This window comes from Rhodopseudomonas palustris (assembly GCF_034479375.1).
GTDB lineage: Bacteria > Pseudomonadota > Alphaproteobacteria > Rhizobiales > Xanthobacteraceae > Rhodopseudomonas > Rhodopseudomonas palustris_M.
The window spans coordinates 3734584-3758183 of sequence record NZ_CP140155.1; the positions used below are offsets into that span (position 1 = coordinate 3734584).

A 23600-nucleotide genomic window follows, 5' to 3' on the forward strand; every position below is an offset into this window, starting at 1 on the left:
CCGGCCAACAGCAGCGTGACGACGTCGCGGGAGTGAACGGATGGGCATTGTGTTCGATGCCATCGGCAAGGTCATCGCCGGCTATCTGCAGAAGGAAGAGCCGGGCTACGAGCCGTTCACGCCGAGCGAGCCGGATCATCTGCGCAACATCATGCAGCCCGGCGACGTGCTGCTGGTCGAGGGCAATGCGCGGATCTCCGGCATCATCAAGTACCTGACGCAGTCGACCTGGTCGCACGCCGCGCTCTATGTCGGCCCGATCGACGGCGCCGCCGAGCCCGACGGCGAGCCGCACGTCCTGATCGAGGCGAATATCGGCGAGGGCGTGACCTCGTCGCCGCTGTCGCGGCATCTGGGCTATCACACCCGGATCTGCCGCCCGGTCGGCCTGTCGCACGAGGACCGCCACACCGTCTGCCGCTACGCCATCAACCGGATCGGCTTCGGCTACGACACCAAAAACATCGTCGACCTGATGCGCTACCTGGTGCCGATGCCGGTGCCGCAACGCTGGCGGCGGCGGATGATCGCGCTCGGCTCCGGCGATCCGACCAAGATCATCTGCTCGGCGCTGATCGCGCAGGCGTTCGACGCGGTGCGCTATCCGATCCTGCCGAAGATCACCAAGGCCGGCAGCCGCGCCGCGCGCCGCGAGATCCTGCACATCCGCGACTCCTCGCTGTACATGCCGCGCGACTTCGACATCTCGCCGTATTTCGAAGTGGTGAAGCCGACCATCGTCAACGGCTTCGACTACACCGCGCTGCACTGGGCCGACAAGCAGAAGCCGCTCGCGGAGGTGGCGGGCCCGTTCAGCACGTTTCACGACCCTGCCGACCCGGCGCCGTCGCTCGTTCCTGAAACGGCTGACACGGAAACGGCGCCGCGCGAGTCAGAAGTGACGCGCGTCGGTTATATGCACTGACATCATCCTCAGCGCAGCTTGCCGCAGGCAAAGCGTCATCCTGAGAGCCTGACCGGAAATGCAGGCCGCCAAATCAACGCCCTGTCCCCGTCATTGCGAGCGCAGCGAAGCAATCCAGCGCGCCGAGCACTGAGCCCCTGGATTGCTTCGTCGCGGAGCCTGCTACGCTACGCGCATCGAGCCGAGCAGGAGGCCTCGCCGCCATCGGCGTCGCCCTGCAATTCCAGCAGCCCCTTGATCTCGTCGTTCGGCCGCGCCGCGCTGAACAGGAAGCCCTGCGCCTCGTGGCAGCCTTCGTCGCGCAGCCAGTTCAGTTCGGCTTCGGTCTCGACGCCTTCGGCCGTGATGGTGACGCCGAGTCCCATGCCGAGGCTGATGATGGCGCGGACGATCGCCTGGGCCTCGCGATTGTCGCTGACGCCGCGCACGAACGACTGGTCGATCTTGATCTTGTCGAACGGAAAGCTGCGCAGATAGCTCAGACTCGAATAGCCGGTGCCGAAATCGTCCATCGAGATGCGGACGCCGAGCGCGCGCAGCGCGTGCAGCGTGGCGATCACCTGGCTGCTCTTTTCCAGCAGCAGCGTCTCGGTGATTTCCAGCTCGAGCCGGCGCGCCGGCAGGCCGGACTGCTTCAGCGCGTCCATCACCGTCGCCATCAGATTGCCGACGCGGAACTGCAGCGGCGACAGATTGACCGCGACGCGGATGTCGCCGGGCCAGCGCGCGGCGTCGTGGCAGGCCTGGCGCAGCACCTGCGCGCCGATCGCGTTGATCAGGCCGGTGTCCTCGGCGACCGGGATGAACTCCGCCGGCGAGATCATGCCGCGCTCCGGATGCGGCCAGCGCACCAGCGCCTCGCAGCCGGTGACGCCGCCGTCGGCGAGCGCGATCAGCGGCTGGTAGTACGGCCGCAGCACCTCGTGGCGAAGCGCCGTGCGCAGTTCGGTCTCGATCTTGCGCCGCGCCTGGGCGCGGGCGTCCATCCCCGGCTCGAAGAAGCTGAAGCTGCCGCGCGAATCCTTCTTGGCGCGCGACAGCGCCATGTCGGCGTTCATCAGCAGCTTTTCGGAATCGTCGCCGTCGACCGGCGCCACCGCGATGCCGATGCTGGCGCCCGCCACCACCGAATGGCCTTCGAGCAGAAACGGCTCGGCGATCGCGCCGAGCAGCCGCTTGGCCAGCAGCGTGACGTCCTCGGGCCGCTTGATCCCGGTCTGGACCACGGCGAATTCGTCGGAATTGAGCCGCGCCAGCGGGTCTTCCTCGCGCAGCGTCGAGCGCAGCCGGCGCGCGATTCCGCGCAGCAGCTTGTCGCCGACGGCGTGCCCCAGCGTGTCGTTGACCGCCTTGAAGTGATCGACGCCGACGAACAGCACGGCGATCTTCTCGCCGGTGCGCCGGGTCTGACTCAGCATATCGTCGAGCCTCTTGCGCAGTAGGCTGCGGTTCGGTAGCCCGGTCAGCCCGTCGTGATGCGCCATGAAGGCCAGCCGCATCTCGGCGCGTTTGCGCTCGGTGATGTCCATCAGCGCCAGCAGCACCGCCGGCTCGCCCTGATAGTTGAGCTGCCGGGCGTAGATCGCCAGATCGATCAGCGAGCCGTCGGCCCGGACGTGTTTCCAGGTCCGCGCCGCGCGTTCCTCGTCGGTGGCGTCGCCGCCCCATGGCAGATCGGTCTCGAACGCCTGCAGCCGGCGGATCGTCAGCGCGGCGAATTCCGACGGCGAATAGCCGTAATGCGCGACCGCGGCGTCGTTGACCGCGACGATGCGCTCGTCGGCGAGCGAGCACACCAGCATCGGCACCGGATTGCTTTCGAACATCAGCCGGAACGACGCTTCGCGCTGCTTCAGTTCGGTGATGTCGACGCGCAGGCCGATCACGCCGCCGTCCGAGGTGGTGCGTTCCTCGATCCGGATGCAGCGGCCGTCGGCGAGAAACTGCTCGTGGCTATGGCCGGGATGAAACAACCGTCGCATCCGCTCGGCGATCCATTCGTCCTCGCGGCCGATCGCTTCGGGATAGTCGCCGCGCTCGACGCCGACCCGGATGGTGTCCTGCATCCGCGCGCCGGGTTTGAACAGGTCGGCGCTGGCCTTGTAGATCTCCGCGTAGCGCTTGTTCCAGAGGATGTAGCGGCCATCGGCGTCGAGAAACACGATGCCCTGCGGCAGAATGTCGATCGCCTCGCGCAGCCGCTCGTGCGACTTGCGCGCCTCGGCCAGCGCGTCCGCAACGGCGCGCTCGCGATCGGCGATCCCGCGCGACGGCAGCTTCGGACACGGCGATGGCTTGCGGCCTGTCGCTCCGGAGCGGCTCGGCTTCGGCTTGCGTTTGACCGTGCATCTTTTCGATGTCTTGCTCGTCTTCAGCCGAAACTGCGGCATTTCCACGCCCCACACCCAATCTGCGAACTGGTTGTGCAAGATGTGTCTGAAAAAAATATGTAACGGTTTCAGCGGCATTTGCAGCCGGCAGGTAGGATCGCGGCGAAGTGCACGTCGATGAGGCACGCGCGAATCGCGCAGAGCGCGCGATAAACGACGCCGGGAACCAGAATACGGCATCCCGTTGCAGTTTCGGCGCGATCTGCACAAGGCTTGTGCGGAGACGAATCGTCGGCTCGAATTTGCGCCAACTACGCGGAGGGTTAGTATGGCGTTAACATCGCGACCCGCGGCCGCAGCATCGCGCCCGCAATGCCCCGGTCGCAGCGCCGCCGATTTCACCGGCTTCGCGAGTCGGATATAAGGTGAGTATGCGACGCCGATCGATTCCCGCCCGATGGCTGTTGGCCGCCGCGCTGCTCAGCGCCTCGGCGACATTCGCGTGGGCGCAGGACAAGGGCACGGTCGATCCGAAGCCGCTGCCGAAGCTCGCCAACCCCGACGATCCCGAGCTCGCCGCGCGCGAGCTGTTCGGCCGCCGCACCCTCCCCGCGGCGCTGCCGCCACGGCCGGTCGGGTTCTACGCCCGCGGCTGCCTCGCCGGCGGCGAGGCACTGCCGATCACCGGCAAGACCTGGCAGGTGATGCGGCTGTCGCGCAATCGGTTCTACGCCTATCCGGCGATGGTCGATCTGGTGGCGCGGCTGTCGAAGCGGGCGCACAGCGAGGCCGGCTGGCCGGGCATTCTGGTCGGCGACATGTCGCAGCCGCGCGGCGGGCCGATGCTGACCGGCCATGCCAGCCATCAGGTCGGGCTCGACGCCGACATCTGGCTGACGCCGATGCCGAACCGGCAGCTCTCGCGCAACGAGCGCGAGGAGATGTCGGCGGTGATGATGGTGCGCCGCGACCGGCTCGACATCGATCCCGCCGCCTGGACGCCGACGCATTGGAAAGTGATCCGCGCCGCCGCGCAGGAGCCGGCGGTCGAGCGGATCTTCGTCAACGCGGCGATCAAGAAGGCGCTGTGCCGCGAGGCCAAAGGCGACCGGAGCTGGCTCAACAAGGTGCGGCCGATGTACGGCCACGATTATCACTTCCACATCCGGATCAAATGCCCGCCCGGCAGCATCGGCTGCGAGGCGCAGCCCGAAACGCCGCAGGGCGAAGGCTGCGGCGCCGAGCTGGACTACTGGTTCTCCGACGCGGTGCTGCACCCGAAGCCGCCGAAAGTGCCGCCGAAGCCGAAGCGCCAGCTCACCCTCGCCGAGTTGCCGGCGGAATGCCGCGCCGTGCTGAACGCGCCGGACCGCAAGCCGGATTGATCACACCCCCGACAATTGCGACCAGATCTTCGACAGCTTGCGTCTGGCCTTCTGCCGCCGCGTCGCCGGCGGGGCGTCGTCTTCCTCTTCGGGCAGCCGCAGGCCGACGACGTTGACCCGGCCGCCGCCGAGGCTGCGCGCCACCAGCACGATGGTATCGAGCTGCACGGTGGCGTTGAGGGTCGGCGCGGTGTCGAGATGGATGTCGAAATAATCCGCGAGCGTCAGCGCCTCCTCGCCGGTCGGCACGTTGACGCCGTAGGCGGCTGCGAGATCGCCGAGCGTGGTCTCGCCCGGCACGATGAAGTCGCCGAGCAGATGCGGGTCGGGCGCGCTCGAGGGCGGCATGTCGACGAAGAAGCGGTCGAGCGACTCGGCCTTTTCGGGCGGCGCCAGCAGATAGAGATAGTCGCCGGGCGCGACCGGATCGGCCTCCTCCGGCGTCAGGATGCGCTCGTCGCGGATCACCAGCGTCGGCTTCGACCAGGACGGGATCAGGCCGCGCTTCAGATACAGGCTCTTCGGCCGCACCGCGTAGCCGACCAGTTGCTGCTCGAGCTGGCCGGGCAGGTCGAGCTCGATCCGGCGCGGGCCGCGATCGGTGCGCTGCAGGGCGACGTGCAGCTTGCGCGCAGCCGGCCCCAGCGTCCAGCCCTGCAGCAGCAGCGAGATGATCACCACCACGAAGGCGACGTCGAAATACAGATAGGCCTTCGGCAGCCCGACCAGCATCGGGATCGAGGCCAGGAAGATCGCGACCGCGCCGCGCAATCCCACCCAGGCGATGAACAACCGCTCCCGCCAGTTGAACCGGAACGGCGCGAGGCACAGGAACACGGCGAGCGGCCGCGCCACCAGCATCAGCGCCAGCGCCACCAGCACCGCCGGGCCGATGCTCGACATCAGCCGCTGCGGCGACACCAAGAGGCCGAGCAGCACGAACATCACGATCTGCGCCAGCCAGGTCGCGGCGTCGAGGAACGCCACCACCGAATTATGCGCGCGGGTCGGCTGGTTGCCGATGATCATGCCGGCGAGATAGACGGCGAGAAAGCCCGAGGCGTGCGAGATCTGCGCGGCGCCGAACACCACCAGCGCCGCGGTGGCGACGAACGGCGCGTGCAGCCCCTGCGGCAACGCCACCCGGTTCAGCGCCATCACCACGGCGCGGCCGCCGATCACGCCGATCGCGGTGCCGAGCGTGGCCTCCCAGAGGAATTCCAGCACCACGTACCAGGTCGAGGCCTCGCCGCGGGTGATCAGCCCGACCAGCATCAGCGTCAGGAACACCGCGAACGGATCGTTGGTGCCGGACTCGACCTCCAGCGTCGCGCCGACGCGCGGCCGCAGCCGCAGCCCCTGCGAATGCACCAGCAGGAACACCGCGGCGGCGTCGGTCGAGGCGATCACGGCGCCGGCGAGCAGCGCCTCGGTCCAGTTCAGGTCGAGCGCATAATAGGCCACCGGCGCGGTGAGCAGCGCGGTCAGCAGCACGCCGACCGTCGCCAGCCCCATCGACGGCGCCAGCACCGCCTTGATGGTCGAGAATCGCGTCCGCAGCCCGCCGTCGAACAGGATCAGCGCCAGCGCCACCGAGCCGACCAGATAGGTGGTGGAGAGATCGTCGAATTTCAGGCCGCCCGGCCCGGCCTCGCCGGCCAGCATGCCGAGCACGAGAAAGACCAGCAGCAACGGCGCGCCGAACCGCAGCGCCAGCAGGCTCGACAGAATGCCCGCCATCACCAGGACGGCGCCGAGCAGAATGGCTATGCTGACCGTGTCGAGAGAGTCCATTGCCTCTGTTTAGACGAGCAAATCACCGCTGTCGCATCCTTAACGCCGCAGTTGCTGCAGCGCCAACTGCATTCTCGCCGATTGATCAAATTGACGCGTTCGCTGCTCGTTGTTTGCCGGATGGTTCACGCCCTGCCCGCGATCCCCCACCCGCAAGGGCGGGAGAGGGGGACGCTCAATCCAGGCACGGCGCGGCTCCCTCTCCCGCTTGCGGGAGAGGGTTGGGGTGAGGGCGCGCCGAGCACGGAGACGCGTTCGAGAGCCGCGTCGCGCCGTTCCATGCCGCGTGACGGGCTTTTGCTTGCGCGAACCGCTGCGATGACTAGATTGGCCTCACATCCTCCGTTTTCCCGAACCAGACCGGCCCGATGAGCTACGTGGACGCCTCCGACACCGCCCTGCGCAAGACCGGGCAGATCAAATTGCACGGCGCTGCCGGTTTCGCCGGCATGCGCAAGGCCGGACAGCTCGTGGCGCGATGCCTCGACGAGCTGGTCGACATCGTCAAACCCGGGGTGCCGACCTCGGTGATCGACGATTTCGTGCGCGATTTCGCCTTCAGCCACGGCGCCTTCCCGGCGACGCTGATGTATCGCGGCTATCGTTACTCGACCTGCACCTCGATCAATCACGTGGTGTGCCACGGCATGCCGGGCGACCGGCCGCTGAAGGAAGGCGACATCGTCAATGTCGACGTGACGATGATCGTCGACGGCTGGTATGGCGATTCCAGCCGGATGTATCCGATCGGCCCGATCGCCCGCAAAGCCGAGCGGCTGATCGACGTCACCTACGAGTCGCTGCTGCGCGGCATCGCGGCGGTCAAGCCGGGCGCCACCACCGGCGACATCGGGCATGCGATCCAGAGCTTCGTCGAGCCGCAGCAGATGAGCGTGGTGCGGGATTTCTGCGGCCACGGCCTCGGCCGGCTGTTCCACGACGAGCCGAACATCATCCATGTCGGCAGCCCCGGCCAGGGCGTGGTGCTGAAGCCCGGGATGTTCTTCACCATCGAGCCGATGATCAATCTCGGCAAACCCTATGTGAAGATCCTGTCCGACGGCTGGACCGCGGTGACCCGCGACCGCTCGCTGTCGGCGCAGTTCGAGCACTCGATCGGCGTCACCAAGGACGGCTGCGAAATCTTCACGCTGTCGCCCAAGGGCCTCGACAAGCCGCCGTTCCAGAGCTGAGCGCGTTCCCGGAACGCAGTCATTCCAGGGGCAAGCTACCAACTCCATACACCGTCATTCCGGGGCGCGCCGCAGGCGCGAACCCGGAATCCGGAGATGCTCTGCGACGAATCCCCTTGTGCCTTGAACCTCGAGATTCCGGGTTCGCGCGCGAGGCGCGCGCCCCGGAATGACCGGCTGACACAACGTAGAGTGGACAAAGGCGCGCGGTCGCCATGCCCACGGCCGCAGGCATGTCGGCATGGAGCACGACGCGCAGCGTATGGGGAAGGCGTCCCCCCACGCCGCAGCGCGCCCCCTCTCCCGCTTGCGGGAGAGGGTTGGGGTGAGGGCGACGCGGGCAATGAGGCCGCGATCTCAGAGCAGTGAGTCCGCAATCGCCTCGGATTCCGGGTTCGCCGCTGCGCGGCGCCCCGGAATGACGGGAGGCGGGGGTTTACGTCCGCTCAGCGCGGCGCGCGTTTCGCCAGGATGCGCTGCAAAGTGCGGCGGTGCATGTTGAGGCGGCGGGCGGTTTCCGAGACGTTGCGGTTGCACATCTCGTAGATCCGCTGGATGTGCTCCCAGCGGACGCGATCGGCCGACATCGGATTGTTCGGCAGTTCGGACTTCTCATTGCCGCTCGCCAGCAGCGCCGCGACGACGTCGTCGGCGTCGGCCGGCTTCGACAGATAGTCGACCGCACCCATCTTCACCGCGGTCACCGCGGTGGCGATGTTGCCGTAGCCGGTGAGCACGATGGCGCGCGCGTCGGGGCGCTCCTTCTTCAGCGCCGACACCACGTCGAGGCCGTTGCCGTCGCCGAGCCGCAGATCGACCACCGCGAAGGCCGGCGCCGACTTGCCGATCTGGGCGAGGCCGCTGGAGACGCTGTCGCACGAGGTCACGGCGAAGCCGCGGGTTTCCATCGCCCGTGACAGCCGCTCGAGGAACGGCTTGTCGTCCTCGACGATCAGCAGCGAGCGATCGGCATGGTCGTTCAATTCGGGGATGGCATTCACGGCGCGGGATCTCCTATGGCGTTTTCAGGCGAAGCGGGGCCGCTCCGCGAGAGGAAAACGCGTCAAAACAAGAATCGACGGCGTCGACGCAAAAGATATGGCGACGGGGTGCGACAATGCCAAGGCCCCGGCCGGGCCCCGCCCTGCGACCGGACCGCGCGCCCTCCGATCAGGCCTCTTCGGAGGCGGCGATCTCGGTATTCTCGAACCGGTTGCGCGGCCAGGTGAGCTGGACCACGGCGCCGTGGTCCGGGAACAGCTTGTTGCGGAACGAGACCTTGGCGCCGGTGCGCTCCAGCAGCGTGCGGGCGATGAACACGCCGAGCCCGAGGCCGGCGCGATCGTTCGGGGCGTCGTCGGCATGGCGGCGGCGCGACAGATACGGCTCGCCGATCCGCTTCAACAGGTCCGGCTTGATGCCCGGCCCGTCGTCCGAAATCATGATCTGGACGGTGTCGGCGTTCCACCAGGCGTTGACCTCGACGGTGTCGCGGGCGAAATCGACGGCGTTCTCCAGGATGTTGCCGATGCCGTAGAGAATCGCCGGGTTGCGCATCACCACCGGCTCGGCGGTGCCGGAAACCGCCACCCTGATCTTGATGGTGACGCCGAAATCGCGATGCGGCTCCACCGCTTCCTCGATCAGCGTCGACAGCGGCATCTTGTCGAACGGCGCCCCGGCGGCGTTGAGATGCGAGATCTTGGCGAGGATCTCGCGGCAGCGCTGGGCCTGCTCGCGCAGCGTCTTCAGATCGCCGGCCATTTCGGGCGGCGCCGATTTCTCCAGTTCGCGCGAGATCAGGAAGATCGTCGACAGCGGCGTGCCGAGTTCGTGCGCGGCGGCGGCGGCGAGCCCGTCGATCTGGGTGAGATGCTGCTCGCGCTCCAGCACCAGCTCGGTCGCCGACAGCGCGTCGGCGAGCTTGCGCGCCTCCTCGGTGACCTGGAAGGTGTAGACGCTGGTGACGCCGATCGCGAGCAGGATCGAAAGCCAGACGCCGACCAGATAGATCTCCGGAAGCTGCACCGCCTCGTCGCCGGCCCAGGGCAGCGGCTGGTGGGTGTAGCCGAGCAGCGCGGCGCAGCCGGCGGCGAAGATGCCGAGCGCGATCGTCATCCGTGTCGGCAGCGCCGTGGCGGCGATCAGCACCGGCCCGAGGAACAGGAACGCGAACGGGTTCTGCAGCCCGCCGGTGAAGTACAACAGGCCGGCGAGTTCGGCGATGTTCAGCGCCAGCAGCAGCGCCGCATAGATCGGCTCCATCCGCTGCATCGGATTGAACGCGATCTGCAGGCTGAGATTGACCACCGCCGAGGCGAAGATGATGGCCAGGCAGGGCAGCACCGCGAAGTCGAATTCCAGCCCCTGGGCGACGATGAAGATCGCCGACAATTGCCCCAGCGCCGCGAGCCAGCGCAGCCGCAGGATGGTGTCGAGCCGGACGTGGCGGCGCGGATGGCGGAAATCGGCGGAGATCAGATCGTCGGACATGGGCGGACACTACTCGCCGCCGCGCGCGTTCACAATTCGCGCCGAGGTCGCGGGGGCGCGCGTCGGCGCTTGCGCAGTCCGGCCGCAATCGGCAAACAGGCCGCTGTCATGACCGCCGAGCCCACTCCGAAACAGACATCGCCCGTCGCCGAAGCGCCCGCCGCGGCGATCGAGGTCGCGCATCTGGTCAAGGTCTACAAGGCGACGCGGGCGGTCGACGACATCTCGTTCAGCGTCGCGCGCGGCAGCATCACCGGGCTGCTCGGCGGCAACGGCGCCGGCAAGACCACCACGATCGCGATGATCATGGGGCTGGTGCTGCCGACCGCCGGCCGGATCCGGGTGCTCGGCTACGACATGCCGGAACGGCGCGCCGACGTGCTCGGCCGGATCAATTTCGAAAGCCCTTACGTCGACATGCCGTCACGGCTGACGGTGCGGCAGAATCTGCGGGTGTTCGGCAAGCTCTACGACGTGCCGGATCTGCCCGGCCGGATCGCCGAACTCGCCGCCGATCTCGACCTCGGCGAATTTCTCGACCGCCCCAGCGGCAAGCTCTCGGCCGGGCAGAAGACCCGCGTCGCGCTGGCGAAAGCGCTGATCAACCGGCCCGAGCTGCTGCTGCTCGACGAGCCGACCGCCTCGCTCGATCCCGACACCGCCGACTGGATCCGGGCGCATCTCGAGACCTATTGCCGGCAGCACCGCGCCTCGATCCTGCTCGCCTCGCACAACATGCTCGAGGTCGAGCGCTTGTGCGACCGCGTCATCATCATGAAGCGCGGGCGGATCGAGGACGACGACGCCCCGGCCGCGATCCTGGCGCGCTACAACCGCGCCACGCTCGAAGAGGTGTTCCTCGACGTCGCCCGCGGCCGCGCGCGGGGCGGGGAAGACACCCGATGACATCAACCGGTGACGTCACCCTCCGTCATGCCCGGCCTTGTGCCGGGCATCCACGAACCACGGCCTCCGCGGGAAAGACGTGGATGGCCGGGACAGGCCCGGCCATGACGGCGTTGGTGCGCGAACAGTGCGCGTCAAGTCGCTGCGGGTCGCTGGCGCTGGATTGGAGAGAAGCCCCAAGGAGGGCACGATCATGCGCTCGCTGATCGACAGCCTCGAATTCGGCCACGGCATCGCCTGGCATCGCATCGAAGCCATGGTGCTGCGCTATTGGTACCTGCTGCTGTCGTCGTGGCCGCGACTGCTGGAACTGGTGTACTGGCCGGCGCTGCAGATCATCACCTGGGGCTTCCTGCAGAGCTACATCGCGGAGAATGCCGGGTTCTTCGCCCGCGCCGGCGGCACGCTGATCGGCGCGGTGATCCTGTGGGACATCCTGTTCCGCGGCCAGCTCGGCTTCTCGATCTCGTTTCTGGAAGAGATGTGGGCGCGCAATCTCGGCAACCTGATGATGAGTCCGCTTAAGCCGATCGAGTTTCTGATCTCGCTGATGATCATGAGCCTGATCCGGCTGGCGATCGGCATCGTGCCGATGACGTTGCTGGCGATGATCTTCTTCGACTTCAACCTGCTCGGCTTCGGCCTGCCGCTGATCGCGTTCTTCTGCAACCTGATCTTCACCAGTTGGGCGCTCGGCATCTTCGTCTCGGGCCTGGTGCTGCGCAACGGGCTCGGCGCCGAGAGCATCGTCTGGTCGCTGATGTTCGGCATCATGCCGCTGGCCTGCGTGTACTACCCGGTGTCGGTGCTGCCGCATTGGCTGCAGCCGATCGCCTGGGCGCTGCCGCCGACCTACGTGTTCGAGGGCATGCGGGCGCTGCTGATGCAGCATCAGTTCCGCGCCGACCTGATGCTGTGGTCGCTGGCGCTGAATGCAGTCCTGTTCGCAGCCTCCTTCGTGAGCTTCCTGGTGATGCTGAACGGAGCACGGCGGCACGGATCGTTAATTCAAAGCGGCGAATAGGCCCTTTCCGGACAGCTTTCCGCCGCCGCCTGTGCTCATAATTCGATCTACGGATTGACGCACCCTGACCCAGCGGCCACTATGCTGCGGTGCGAGAAGAGACCAGGGAAACAAATACTATGCCCGTGATTGGTGAATTTGGCCGTCCGCCGGAGCTGCCGGCCGAAGTCAGTCCGGCGATGACCACGCCGATGTACTGGTTCTACGAACTCGCTCACGCCTCGCTCAATCCGGCGCGGGCGGTGTCGGACGCGACGCGGCTGATGTTCAAGAACCCGATGAACCCGTGGAGTCACACCGACCTCGGCAAGTCGATCGCGGCGGCCTGCGAAGTATTCGAACGCACCACGCGCCGTTACGGCAAGCCCGAATGGGGCCTCGACACCACCGAGGTCAACGGCATGCGCGTGCCGATCGAAATCCACAATGTGTGGGAAAAGCCGTTCTGCCGGCTGTTGTATTTCGAACGCAAGCTGGAACACCCGCTGCGCCATCCGCAGCCCCGGGTGCTGATCGTTGCGCCGATGTCGGGTCACTACGCGACGCTGCTGCGCGGCACCGTCGAGGCCTTCCTGCCGACCCACGAGGTCTACATCACCGACTGGACCGACGCCCGGATGGTGCCGGTCGCCGCCGGCCGGTTCGATCTCGACGACTACGTCGACTACGTCATCGAGATGCTGCAGACGCTGGGCGGCAACGTCCACGTCGTCGCGGTGTGCCAGCCCTCGGTTCCGGTGCTGGCCGCGGTGTCGGTGATGGAAGCCAATGACGACCCGTTCGTGCCGGTGTCGATGACGCTGATGGGCGGCCCGATCGACACCCGCCGCAATCCGACCGCTGTGAACAACCTCGCCGCCGAAAAGGGCATCGACTGGTTCCGCAGCCACGTCATCACCAAGGTGCCGTTCCCGCATCCGGGCGTGATGCGCGACGTCTATCCGGGATTCCTGCAGCTCAACGGCTTCATCAGCATGAATCTCGACCGCCACATGGACGCGCACAAGAACCTGTTCAACCATCTGGTCCAGGGCGACGGCGACCTCGCCGACAAGCACCGCGAGTTCTACGACGAATATCTGGCGGTGATGGACCTCACCGCGGAGTTCTACCTGCAGACCGTCGATGTGGTGTTCGTCAAGCACGCGCTGCCGAAGGGCGAGATGACCCATCGCGGCAAGCTGGTCGAGCCGTCGAAGGTCAAGCGCGTCGCGCTGATGACCGTCGAAGGCGAGAACGACGACATCTCCGGCATCGGCCAGACCGAAGCGACGCACACGCTGTGTAGCTCGATTCCGGACGAGCGCCGCGTGCACTACGTGCAGAAGGGCGTCGGTCATTACGGCGTGTTCAACGGCTCGCGGTTCCGGTCCGAAATCGTACCGCGTATTTCCGACTTCATGCTGTCGGCCGCGAACGGCGCACGCGCCAACGCGGCGGAGTAATCGCGCGCCGCGTGAAGATCGGGGATTGTCGGCGCGGCAGGCCCGGTTTGCATCGTGGAATCAAATGGGAAGCGCGATGCCCCGGGCCTCCGGGGCATCGTGGGAATCTCGATTCAGCACCGTTTCAACGAATGAGCACTGAGTCACGATTCAAAGCTGATAATTGAATCGAAATTCGCGAAAATTTCGGGTTCCGGGGCCCATCTTGTGGGGGGATCATCGCGCGATCACCCTGTATATTGGGCAAATGATTTGTTTTCGCGCCGGGCGCTTCCAATGGCGGCGGATATGGCAGACTCCAGGCGACCTCTTGTTGTCCGGATCTGCAGAAATGGCCTTCCGCGCACTTCTCTACCGGCGGCCCACCGAGCCGTCGACCATCCCCATCCGTCACGGATCGCAGTATTTCGCCGTTCGCATCAGGCGTCATCGCCGCGCGACGCGCTACACGCTGCGCATTCATCCGAGCGCTCGCGAAGCGATCCTGACGATGCCGCCGCGCGGCACGCTCGCCGACGCCAAGGATTTCGCACAGCGTCACGGCGCGTGGATCGCGGCGCGTCTCGGCCGTCTGCCGAAGGCGGCGCCGTTCCAGCCCGGCACGCTGGTGCCGCTGCGCGGCCACGACCACAAGATCGTTCACCGCGCCGGCCGCGGCACGGTGTGGACCGAAGTGCGCGACAGCGGCGAGCGCATCATCTGCGTCGCCGGCGAGCTCGACCACATCGACCGCCGCGTCCACGACTTTCTCAAGCGCGAGGCGCGCCACGACCTGCAGAAGGCCTGCGACCGCTACGCGCCCGAGCTCGGCGTCAAGGTGACGCGGCTGTCGATCCGCGACCAGTCGAGCCGCTGGGGCTCGTGCACCTCGGCGGGGTCGCTGTCGTTCTCGTGGCGGCTGATCCTGGCGCCGGCTTACGTGCTCGACTATCTCGCCGCGCACGAAGTCGCGCATCTGGTCGAGATGAACCACTCGGCCCGGTTCTGGCGCGTGGTCGGCAAGGTCTGTCCGCATATGGAGCGCGCCAAGACCTGGCTCGACACCCACGGCAACGATTTGCACCGCTACGGCATCAGCGACTGAGCGGCGGCCTGCTGCCGGCATCGTGCCCGCGGCAGCCCCCACCCCAACCCTCCCCCGCAAGAGCGGGAGAGGGAGCCCGCCATGCGTGATGAGAGACACGACCTCACCCCGACCGCTGAAGGCCCCCTCTCCCGCCTGCGGGAGAGGGTTGGGGTGAGGGCGACGCGGGCACGGCGTGTCGATGAGGCGCCGAAGCAGCCGAAAGAAAAAGGCCCGCCAGATCGACTGACGGGCCTCACGCATACTCAAATTCAAAACAGCTTGCTGCGCCTCAGCGCGGCGCCAGCACCATGACCACCTGACGGCCTTCGAAGCGGGCGTCCTGCTCCACCTTGGCGATTTCGGCGACGTCGGCCTTCACCTTTTCCAGCAGCTTGGTGCCGATTTCCTGGTGGGCCATTTCGCGTCCGCGATAGCGCAAAGTGATCTTCACCTTGTCGCCTTCCTCGAAGAAGCGCTGCATCGCCTTCATCTTCACGTCGTAGTCGTGATCGTCGATCATCGGGCGGAGCTTGATCTCCTTGATCTCGACGATCTTCTGCTTCTTGCGCGCCTCGGCGGCCTTCTTCTGCGCCGAGTACTTGAACTTGCCGTAGTCCATGATCTTGCAGACCGGCGGACTGACGTTCGGCGAGATCTCGACGAGGTCCATGCCGGCTTCCATCGCCATCTTGATCGCGACGATGGTCTCGACCTTGCCCTGGTTCACACCGGCCTGGTCGATCAGCTGGATCTCGTGATTGCGAATTTCATCGTTGGTGCGCGGCCCATCCTTGGCAACGGGGGGCGGGGCTCTGTTGGGACGGCGAATGGTGGCTTCTCCAAAATTGTGAACGTTGGTGGCGAACGATCAGATCAACGCATGTCATAGAAACATCGACGGCTGTGCCGATCAGATCACACGCTCCATATAGGTCAGAGCGGAGCCGGACGCAAAACCGAGATTGCCCCGGCTCAAATGCCGAGGCCATGCCCTTCCTGATCGCCGCGCAGTGTGACGGAAGAACCCCGACCCGGCAAGCCGACTTCCGCCTAAGCGGAGCAAGGACCAGCCGATTCGCGGCATTTCCGCCACGCCGGACGCCCGCCCGGCGTTGACGGCGCGACGCTGCGTACTGCAAACCAACTCCGCAACGAGGCCCTTGATCCATGACAAACACCTCCTCCGCTCCGGCTTCCGACTTCATCACCGTCGGCGACGGCCCGGCGCAGCGCCGGATCGCGGTGCAGGCGCGGGCCGGCAACGGCCCCGGGCTGTTCTGGCTCGGCGGCTTCAATTCGGACATGACCGGCACCAAGGCGGTGGCGCTCGACCAATGGGCCGCCGAACGCGGCCGCGCCTGCGTCCGGTTCGATTATTCCGGCCACGGCGCCTCCTCCGGCGCGTTCGCCGAGGGCACCATCAGCCGCTGGCTGGAGGACAGCGTCGCGGTGTTCGACCATTTCTGCAAAGGCCCGCAGGTGGTGATCGGCTCCTCGATGGGCGGCTGGATGGCGCTGCTGCTGGCGCGCGAACTGAGCCGCCGCGGCGGCGCGAGCCCTGCGACACTCGCCGGCCTGGTGCTGATCGCGCCGGCGCCGGATTTCACCGAAGCGCTGATGTGGAAGGGGTTTTCGCCCGATATCCGCCGGCAGATCGAGACCGAGGGGGTGTGGATGCGGCCGTCCGAGTATGGCGAGCCGTATCCGATCACGCGCGCGCTGATCGAGGACGGCCGCAACCACCTGCTGCTCGGCGGCGCGATCAGCACCGGCTGCCCGGTCCGCATCCTGCAGGGCAAGCAGGACCCCGACGTGCCCTGGACCCACGCCTTCGCGTTGACCGAGCGGCTGCCCTGCGAGGACGTCGTGCTGACCCTGATCCAGGACGGCGACCACCGGCTGTCGCGGCCCCAGGACATCGCAAGGATGCTGGCGGCGGTGGAGGAGATGGGGTGAGCTGTTCCTCGGATTGGAGAACCCTCTCCCCTTGTGGGAGAGGGTGGCAGCCGAAGGCTGCCGGGTGAGGGGTGTCCCGAGCACAGTGTCCGCGGCTAACCGCTCATCCGGCACGGACTGCGTCCGTGCCACCTTCTCCCACAAGGGGAGAAGGACGTGCGTCCGTCCACTCCGCCCGCACACTCTCGTCCGCTTCACCGACGACATGCCTCTCGCGCAGCGCCGCGAACTGATCGTACGCACGTAACTGCCCGAGCGCCCACACCGCTGCGCCGCGCACCACCGGATTGGCATCGCCAAGCAGCCTTTCGGCCTCGGCCGCAAGCCGCGCATCGCCCGAATTGCCGATCGCGATCAGCACGTTGCGGATGAAGCGGTCGCGCCCGATGCGCTTCACCGGGGACTTGGTGAACAGCGCCCGGAACGACGCATCGTCGAGCCGCGCGAGCTCTGCCAGCGACGGCGCCCGCAACGCCTCGCGCGCGGCGAGCTTCGCCTCGCGCCCGGCCTCGGCGAACTTGTTCCAGGGGCACGCCGCCAGACAATCGTCGCAGCCATAGATGTGCTGACCGATCGGCCGGCGGAATTCGTGCGGGATCGGTCCCTTGTGCTCGATCGTCAGATACGAGATGCAGCGCCGCGCATCGAGCTGGTACGGCTCCGGGAACGCCGCGGTCGGGCAGGCGTCGAGGCAGGCGCGGCACGAGCCGCAGCGATCGGGCTCAGGCTCGTCGCGCGGCAGCTCCAGCGTGGTGAAGATCGCGCCGAGAAACAGCCACGAGCCGAATTCGCGCGACACCAGATTGCTGTGCTTGCCCTGCCAGCCGATGCCCGCCGCCTGCGCCAGCGGCTTCTCCATCACCGCCGCGGTATCGACGAAGACTTTCACCTCGCCGCCCGCGGTCGCGACCAGCCCGCGCGCGAGCTGCTTCAGCCGGCTCTTGATCACATCGTGATAATCGTCACCCTGCGCATAGACCGAGATCGCGCCGCGATCCTTCGCGCCATGAACCGAGCGCGGATCGGCATCGGGACCGTAATTGACCCCGAGCATGATCACCGAGCGCACCTCGCTCCACATCACCCGCGGGTCGGCCCGGCGCTCCGGCCGGTCGGCGAGCCAGGCCATCTCGCCGTGGCGGCCAGCGTCGAGGTATTCCAGTAGCCGTTCGAGGGCGCGGGGGGTGGAATCCGGCGCGCAGACCCCGAGCGCGTCGAAGCCGAGCGCCTGCGCCTGCTGCCTCAGCTTTGTCACCAGTTTGCCGCAAGACTCCGCGGGGTCTGAACCGGCTCCCGAGGCGGCGCTCAGAAGTCCAGATCCACATAGGTTCGCGACGCCGGCACCCCCGCCAGCCACTCGCTCAACAGCGGACGGAACGACGGCCGCGACTTGATGCGCGCGTACCAGGCCTTTGCCGCTTCGTCCTCGATCCATGGCACGTCGCCCAGATAGTCGATCGCCGACAGATGCGCCGCCGCCGCCAGATCGGCGAAGCTCATGCGGTCGCCGGCGAGAAAGTTCCGGGTCCGCGCCAGCCAGCCGATATAGGCGAGATGATAGCGCACATTGGCGGTCGCGGCGCGGATCACATCCATCGCCGGCGGCCCGCCGCCATCGCCCTCGCTGATGAATCGCTTGTAGATCCGCTCCGTCACCAGCGGTCCGCTGGCCTCCTCGAAGAACTTGTCGTTGAACCACGACATCAGCCGCCGCACCTCGATCCGCTCGGCGGTCGAATGCGGCAGCAGCCGGCGATCACGCAAGCCCGCGCCGTGGGTCTCGTCGAGGAACTCGGCGATGACGTCGGCGCCCGGAATCGGCGGATAGCCTTCGCCCACCAGCACAGGTGTGGTCCCGGCCGGATTGAGTGCGAGGAAAGCCGTGCGCCGCTCCCATGAGCGTTCTTCCACCAGCCGCAGATCGAGACCGTGTTCGCCGAGCGCGAGCCGGACGAACCGGGACTGCGGGCAGAACGGATGATGGAAAAGGGTGTACATAGCGACCTTGATAGTTTCGCAGGCTTAACAAACGGTGGCCGGGACAACGATTTGACCCTGCCCGCGGAGGCGCCGGACGCGCGATGCGCGGCCGCGTGGGACGCCGGCTATCGGCGCATTTTTGACGTTGCGGCATGCAATCGAATAGGCGACAAGGTCGCGCCTCTTGCGAGACCGATCCCTCCCAGCGGACAATCCCATGCTTTCCGATATCATCAGAGCCGTCATTCTCGGCGTGGTCGAGGGTGTCACCGAGTTCCTGCCGGTGTCGTCGACCGGCCATCTGCTGCTGGTGGGGCGATTCTTCAATCTCGGCGAGGGCGATTTCTGGAAGACCTTCGACGTCCTGATCCAGCTCGGGGCGATCCTCGCGATCCTGGCGCTTTATTTCGCCAAATTGTGGCGAATTGCGCTCGGGATGTTCTCCGATCCGGCGGCGCAGCGTTTCATCATCGGCGTGCTGGTCGCATTCCTGCCGGCGGCGGTGATCGGCGCTGCGGCCGGATCCTACATCAAGCTGTTTCTGTTCAATCCGTGGGTGGTGTGTTTCTCGCTGATCGTCGGCGGCGCGATCCTGCTGTGGGTCGATCAGCTCGACCTGAAACCGCGCCACCACGACGCCACGACGTTTCCGCTGTTGATGTATTTCTACATCGGATGCGCGCAATGCGTGGCGATGATCCCGGGCGTGTCGCGCTCCGGCGCGAGCATCGTCGCGGCGATGCTGTTCGGCGCCGACAAGCGCGCGGCGGCCGAGTTCTCGTTCTTCCTGGCGATCCCGACCATGGTGGGCGCCTTCGTTTACGATCTCTACAAGAGCCGCGGCGACCTGACGACCGACCATATGACCATCGTGGCGGTCGGCTTCGTGGTGTCGTTCATCACCGCGATCATCGTGGTGAAGACCTTCCTCGGCTACGTCACCCGCCACGGTTTCGAGCTGTTCGCGTGGTGGCGCGTCATCGTCGGCACGCTCGGCCTGATCGCACTGGCGATGGGCCGCTGATCGCTTGCCGACAGACGCCGGAGCCGATGCCCCGGCATCATTCCGCGTTGATGACTACGCGTTCTTGCGCGCGAACTCGCCGGTCCTGCGGAACCGCCACAGATAGGACGGCACGATCGCCTGCATCGAATCCGGCGTGATGCCGAGCCCCGGCAGCGTCAGGCCGGCGCTCTTGGCGGCGTCCGACACGATATTGTCGACCTTCAGCAGTTCGACCTGATCCGGCGTCAGCTTGAGGCCGCCCGGCGCGAATTGCAGCAGCATCGCCTGCAGGCTGGCGAGCCAGAACGGCAGCGGCAGCATCAGCCGCTTGCGGTCGATCGTCTCGAGAATGATCTCGATGATCTCGCGCATCGTCAGTAGTTCCGGTCCGCCGAGCTCGTAGGTCGCGCCCGGCCTGGTGTTGCCGTCGACGGCTTCGGCCACCGCGGTGGCGACGTCGCCGACATAGACCGGCTGCAGCCTGGTGTCGGCGCCGACCAGCGGCATCACCGGCGACATCCGCGCCAGCGCGGCGAAGCGGTTGGTGAACTGGTCTTCGGGGCCGAACACCACCGACGGCCTCAGGATCGTGGCCTGCGGCACCGCGGCCAGCACCGCCTGCTCGCCGGCCGCCTTGGAACGGGCGTAGCGCGCCGGCGAGTTGGCGTCGGCGCCGATCGCCGAGACGTGCACCATCCGCGCGCCGACCGCCGCGGCGGCCCTGGCGATCGCGCCCGCGCCCTCGGACTGCACCGCGTCGAATTTCTGCGCCCCGCCCTCGGCGAGGATGCCGACCAGATTGATCGCCACGTGAGAGCCGCGCATCGCCGCCTCGACCGAGGCCGGATAGCGCAGATTGGCCTGCACCGCGTGAATCTGGCCGACCCGCCCGAGCGGCTGCAGATGCCCCGCCAGCTCCGGCCGCCGCACCGCCACCCTGATTCGGTAGTCCCGACGGGCCAGCGCGCTGACCACATGGCGGCCGATGAAGCCCGAACCGCCGAAAACCGTGACGAGGGTGTCGATGTTGGAAGTCATGCAGGGTCATCCTGTGGAGAAACGAAGCGCCGGAACGCCTTCATTCTGGCGGTTTCGCGTTACGGCATCAACCTTTCGCTGTACAGCGGAATTGGAGCCGCGAAGCAATTTGACATTTCCGTATCGGGTCCCTATCAACCCGCCCGGGCCCAGGTGGCGGAATTGGTAGACGCGCTGGCTTCAGGTGCCAGTGGCTTCACGGCCGTGAAGGTTCGAGTCCTTTCCTGGGCACCACTCGCACTCTAACTCCTTGAGTTGCGAGGGATTAAGCAAAATCAATGGCTTGAAGCTGCCCGCCTGGTACAAAAGGCTGGTACAATGGCCCTTGCAATGTCCCGTCCCTGGAAGCATCCAAACAGCGGCGTCTACTGGCTCCGGAGAGCTGTACCGGAGGATTTGCGCGCGTTGGTCGGCAAGCGCGAGGAGAAGCGCAGCCTGCAGACGCGGGATCCAGCCGAAGCGAAGCGTAGGCACGCAGCAGCTCTCGCGGATCTCGAAAGCCGTTGGGCAAATCTTCGAGCTGGCCCAAAGCCGATCACCGAACGAGAAGCCCATAAACTCGTCGCGTTCGTCTACGATGAGTGGCTTGAGCAACACAGAGAACATCCAAGCGCCAAGACTTTTTGGCAGGTCGGTCTCGTCGATAGGCTTTTCGTCGATCCGGAAGATCGGCCCCCGCGCAGTCCTTCAGACATCAAATCGTATTTCACGATCGAAGAAGGGTCCCTCAAGGTTCGTGAGATGGAGGATTGGTGCCTTCAGGAAGCGCAAAGCATCCTAAGGTGGAAAGGCCTCTCGACCGAGCTGGGGAACACCCGAACGGTCGCTAGAGCCCTTGCCAGGGCGGTCGAAAGAGCCAGCCTGACGTTGCAGCGCTGGGCGAACGGCGAGAGCGATTCATCATCGTATCATCTGGCATCCGTGGCACCCGGGCTCAGCACTGCGCCGCCCCAGGAGCCTCTGCCGCTGCCCGACATCGTGCAACGCTGGGCAGCTGAAAGGCGCCCGGCGGAGAAGACGCTTTACGAATGGTCGCGCGTCGTTCGTCAGTTGGGCGATTTTCTGAATCAAACCGACGCTCGGCGGATCACCGAAGAAGACCTCATCCGCTGGAAGTCGGCGATGGTAGCCGACGGACTGCGGCCGAAAACGATTCAGGATGCGAAGCTAGCGCCGATCAGGGCCATCTTACAGTGGGCCGTACAGAACAAGCTGCTCAAGTCCAATCCGGCAGAAGGCGTTACGCTCGACGCCAAGAGCAAGCAGGGGGAAAAGAAACGCAGCTTCACCGACGAGGAAGCAAAACTCGTCCTCAAGGCTGCGGCGGCGGAAAGAGACCCTGTGCGGCGTTGGGTGCCTTGGATTGGCGCCTACTCGGGAGCGAGAATTTCCGAGATTTGCCAACTGCGATCCGAGGACATCAAGCAGATCGATGGCATCTGGTGCATGGCCTTTGCCCCGGAGGCAGGCTCGTTGAAGACGAGCGGCTCTGAACGAATCATTCCCGTTCATCCTGCCCTCATCGAGGCGGGGTTCTTGAAGTTCGCTGCGACGGTCAAGTCAGGACCATTGTTTGCTGAGCTTGCTCCCGACAAGTTCGGCAAACGTGGCGGAAACGGCACAAAAGTCGTCGGTCGCTTCGTGCGGCAGCTAGGCTTGAAAGACCCTAGGCTCTCCCCAAGCCACTCATGGCGCCACCGTATCAAAACCTCCGGCCGCAAGTTTGGGCTGGCTCAGGACATCCTGAACGCGATCACGGGGCACGGAGCGAAGTCGGTCGCCGATTCGTACGGAGAGTTTCCAGTGGAGGCGCTGTACAGGGAGATATCAAAGATCCCAGCGCTGGACGTCAGAGGCTGACTGTTGCCGTAAAAAATTCTGCAGGAAAGCCTCTACGGCAATCTTGACGAGAAAGCCGATTCGATGCACATACATCTGTGCAACGAAAGGCCCTACTGCGTGATTGAATTTCTCAAGAACCTAGCTACGGTTCGCAACGGCGTTGCGTTCCGAGAAGCCGTTCGCCACGTCGAGGGCGCTCCTATCGCGGTCGTCCAGGCGGGCGACATTGGCTTGGAAGGCAACATCAGGCTCGAAGAGCTGCTGCGGATCAGTTCCGTGCCCACGCAAGGCGACGCTCGCTCGCTGACACCTGGAGAGGTTCTGCTTCAGTCACGCGGGCAAAGCTACAGGGCTGGTGTAGTGCCCCCACACGCCGGATCAATGGTAGCAGCGGCCAGCGTTCTGATCATGACTCCGGGCCCCGCATTGCTGCCGGCCTACCTCGCTCAATTCCTCAACTCCCCCTCTACGCAGATGGAACTGCGCGCCAGAGCTACCGGCGCCACCATCGCCAACCTTAAGAAGAGCGAGCTTGAGCAGCTGCTCGTGCCGGTTCCGTCACTGGGAGATCAGGAAAAACTCGTCGCGCTAGGGGCCGCCCTGCGCGTGCAATTGCGGATCGAAGCTCGCCTAGCGGAGCTTCGCCGCCTTCAGCTTCGTGCGCTCATGAAGGAGCGGGCGGAGAGGAACCGAGGACGTTAACCCGTCCCCGGTTCCTTTAACCGGTCTGGTCAGGCGTTGGCGCGCCTCCGGACCATGTCCTAGGACTGCTAAGACAGGATACATCTATCCATGACCATCAACATCGGCAACTACATGTTCGACGGCACTCACGCGTCGCCCAGCCAGCTCGCAGACCGGTCCGGCGTCTACGCCGTGCTCGGTTCCACGATGACCGGCTTGACGGTCGTCGACATCGGCGAATCCGGCTGGATCCGCACTCGCGTCCAGGCGCATGACCGCGCTCCGGCGTGGGCGAGGCGGGGGCTGCCGCTCTCCTATGCTGCACTCTACTGCGACGAAGTCGCCCGGATGCGGATCGAGCGCGAACTGCGGACGCGGTACAATCCGCCCTGCGGGGACCGCTAGGCGAAACGGCCACGAGCATGGCCAGGGGCGAAGAAGAACTCGCCCCTGACCGGTCGCCGAGACATGTCGGACCACAAGACAAGTGAAAAGAGAATTGGTGTGACCAACAACATTCCTCAAGCAGAGAA

Annotated in this window: 20 protein-coding genes and 1 tRNA gene; 13 read left to right on the forward strand and 8 right to left on the reverse strand. The window is 66.0% G+C overall.

The window, feature by feature from the left end; translation table 11 throughout:
- The first annotated feature begins 40 nt into the window (after nucleotides 1-40).
- Nucleotides 41-925, forward strand: coding sequence for a YiiX/YebB-like N1pC/P60 family cysteine hydrolase (locus SR870_RS16855; protein ID WP_322514692.1), 885 nt, complete (start codon nucleotides 41-43; stop codon nucleotides 923-925).
- A 167-nt stretch (nucleotides 926-1092) separates the two neighbouring features.
- Here SR870_RS16855 and SR870_RS16860 read toward each other — a convergent pair whose 3' ends face one another.
- On the reverse strand, nucleotides 1093-3315 hold the full coding sequence (locus tag SR870_RS16860) for a putative bifunctional diguanylate cyclase/phosphodiesterase (RefSeq protein ID WP_322514693.1): 2223 nt from the start codon (nucleotides 3313-3315) through the stop codon (nucleotides 1093-1095).
- 371 nt (nucleotides 3316-3686) lie between these two features.
- On the opposite strand from SR870_RS16860, the gene mepA reads away from it, so the two are divergent.
- Complete coding sequence (mepA, locus tag SR870_RS16865) at nucleotides 3687-4640, forward strand: penicillin-insensitive murein endopeptidase (protein ID WP_322518288.1); 954 nt, start codon at nucleotides 3687-3689, stop codon at nucleotides 4638-4640.
- Here mepA and SR870_RS16870 read toward each other — a convergent pair whose 3' ends face one another.
- Nucleotides 4641-6434, reverse strand: coding sequence for a potassium/proton antiporter (locus SR870_RS16870; protein WP_322514694.1), 1794 nt, complete (start codon nucleotides 6432-6434; stop codon nucleotides 4641-4643).
- Nucleotides 6435-6802: 368 nt separating this feature from the next.
- On the opposite strand from SR870_RS16870, the gene map reads away from it, so the two are divergent.
- Nucleotides 6803-7627 (forward strand): type I methionyl aminopeptidase, encoded by an 825-nt coding sequence (gene map, locus SR870_RS16875; protein ID WP_322514695.1) that lies wholly within the window; start codon nucleotides 6803-6805, stop codon nucleotides 7625-7627.
- 446 nt (nucleotides 7628-8073) lie between these two features.
- On the opposite strand, the gene SR870_RS16880 is transcribed toward map, so the two are convergent.
- Complete coding sequence (locus SR870_RS16880; protein ID WP_322514696.1) at nucleotides 8074-8628, reverse strand: ActR/PrrA/RegA family redox response regulator transcription factor; 555 nt, start codon at nucleotides 8626-8628, stop codon at nucleotides 8074-8076.
- A gap of 169 nt (nucleotides 8629-8797) precedes the next feature.
- Complete coding sequence (locus tag SR870_RS16885) at nucleotides 8798-10120, reverse strand: ActS/PrrB/RegB family redox-sensitive histidine kinase (protein ID WP_322514697.1); 1323 nt, start codon at nucleotides 10118-10120, stop codon at nucleotides 8798-8800.
- 108 nt (nucleotides 10121-10228) lie between these two features.
- Here SR870_RS16885 and SR870_RS16890 point away from each other — a divergent pair, with 108 nt between their 5' ends.
- From SR870_RS16890 to SR870_RS16905, 4 genes are all read left to right on the forward strand, one after another.
- Complete coding sequence (locus tag SR870_RS16890) at nucleotides 10229-11026, forward strand: ABC transporter ATP-binding protein (RefSeq protein ID WP_322514698.1); 798 nt, start codon at nucleotides 10229-10231, stop codon at nucleotides 11024-11026.
- A 193-nt stretch (nucleotides 11027-11219) separates the two neighbouring features.
- Nucleotides 11220-12050, forward strand: coding sequence for an ABC transporter permease (locus SR870_RS16895; RefSeq protein ID WP_322514699.1), 831 nt, complete (start codon nucleotides 11220-11222; stop codon nucleotides 12048-12050).
- Nucleotides 12051-12169: 119 nt separating this feature from the next.
- The gene (locus tag SR870_RS16900) at nucleotides 12170-13495 is read left to right on the forward strand and encodes a polyhydroxyalkanoate depolymerase (RefSeq protein ID WP_322514700.1); all 1326 of its coding nucleotides are present in this window, start codon (nucleotides 12170-12172) and stop codon (nucleotides 13493-13495) included.
- Nucleotides 13496-13742: 247 nt separating this feature from the next.
- Complete coding sequence (locus tag SR870_RS16905) at nucleotides 13743-14579, forward strand: SprT family zinc-dependent metalloprotease (RefSeq protein WP_322514701.1); 837 nt, start codon at nucleotides 13743-13745, stop codon at nucleotides 14577-14579.
- A 271-nt stretch (nucleotides 14580-14850) separates the two neighbouring features.
- On the opposite strand, the gene infC is transcribed toward SR870_RS16905, so the two are convergent.
- Complete coding sequence (gene infC, locus SR870_RS16910) at nucleotides 14851-15390, reverse strand: translation initiation factor IF-3 (protein ID WP_041797822.1); 540 nt, start codon at nucleotides 15388-15390, stop codon at nucleotides 14851-14853.
- 338 nt (nucleotides 15391-15728) lie between these two features.
- Between infC and SR870_RS16915 the strand changes: the two genes are divergently transcribed.
- Nucleotides 15729-16517, forward strand: coding sequence for an alpha/beta hydrolase (locus tag SR870_RS16915; RefSeq protein ID WP_322514702.1), 789 nt, complete (start codon nucleotides 15729-15731; stop codon nucleotides 16515-16517).
- A gap of 103 nt (nucleotides 16518-16620) precedes the next feature.
- On the opposite strand, the gene queG is transcribed toward SR870_RS16915, so the two are convergent.
- Nucleotides 16621-17874: a tRNA epoxyqueuosine(34) reductase QueG gene (queG, locus tag SR870_RS16920; protein WP_322514703.1), complete on the reverse strand. Its 1254-nt coding sequence runs from the start codon at nucleotides 17872-17874 to the stop codon at nucleotides 16621-16623.
- The gene (locus tag SR870_RS16925; RefSeq protein ID WP_322514704.1) at nucleotides 17823-18515 is read right to left on the reverse strand and encodes a glutathione S-transferase family protein; all 693 of its coding nucleotides are present in this window, start codon (nucleotides 18513-18515) and stop codon (nucleotides 17823-17825) included. The genes queG and SR870_RS16925 overlap by 52 nt, the downstream gene beginning before the upstream one ends.
- A 199-nt stretch (nucleotides 18516-18714) precedes the next feature.
- Here SR870_RS16925 and SR870_RS16930 point away from each other — a divergent pair, with 199 nt between their 5' ends.
- Nucleotides 18715-19521 (forward strand): undecaprenyl-diphosphate phosphatase, encoded by an 807-nt coding sequence (locus SR870_RS16930; protein WP_322514705.1) that lies wholly within the window; start codon nucleotides 18715-18717, stop codon nucleotides 19519-19521.
- 54 nt (nucleotides 19522-19575) lie between these two features.
- Here SR870_RS16930 and SR870_RS16935 read toward each other — a convergent pair whose 3' ends face one another.
- Nucleotides 19576-20541: a complex I NDUFA9 subunit family protein gene (locus tag SR870_RS16935; RefSeq protein ID WP_322514706.1), complete on the reverse strand. Its 966-nt coding sequence runs from the start codon at nucleotides 20539-20541 to the stop codon at nucleotides 19576-19578.
- 147 nt (nucleotides 20542-20688) lie between these two features.
- Between SR870_RS16935 and SR870_RS16940 the strand changes: the two genes are divergently transcribed.
- From SR870_RS16940 to SR870_RS16955, 4 genes are all read left to right on the forward strand, one after another.
- Nucleotides 20689-20775: transfer RNA gene (locus SR870_RS16940), tRNA-Leu, on the forward strand.
- 96 nt (nucleotides 20776-20871) lie between these two features.
- A complete protein-coding gene (locus tag SR870_RS16945; RefSeq protein WP_322518289.1) occupies nucleotides 20872-22401 on the forward strand; it encodes a DUF6538 domain-containing protein in 1530 nt (509 codons plus the stop codon).
- A 63-nt stretch (nucleotides 22402-22464) separates the two neighbouring features.
- Complete coding sequence (locus SR870_RS16950; RefSeq protein ID WP_322514707.1) at nucleotides 22465-23085, forward strand: hypothetical protein; 621 nt, start codon at nucleotides 22465-22467, stop codon at nucleotides 23083-23085.
- Nucleotides 23086-23175: 90 nt separating this feature from the next.
- Complete coding sequence (locus SR870_RS16955) at nucleotides 23176-23472, forward strand: hypothetical protein (protein WP_322514708.1); 297 nt, start codon at nucleotides 23176-23178, stop codon at nucleotides 23470-23472.
- The last annotated feature ends 128 nt before the right edge of the window (nucleotides 23473-23600 follow it).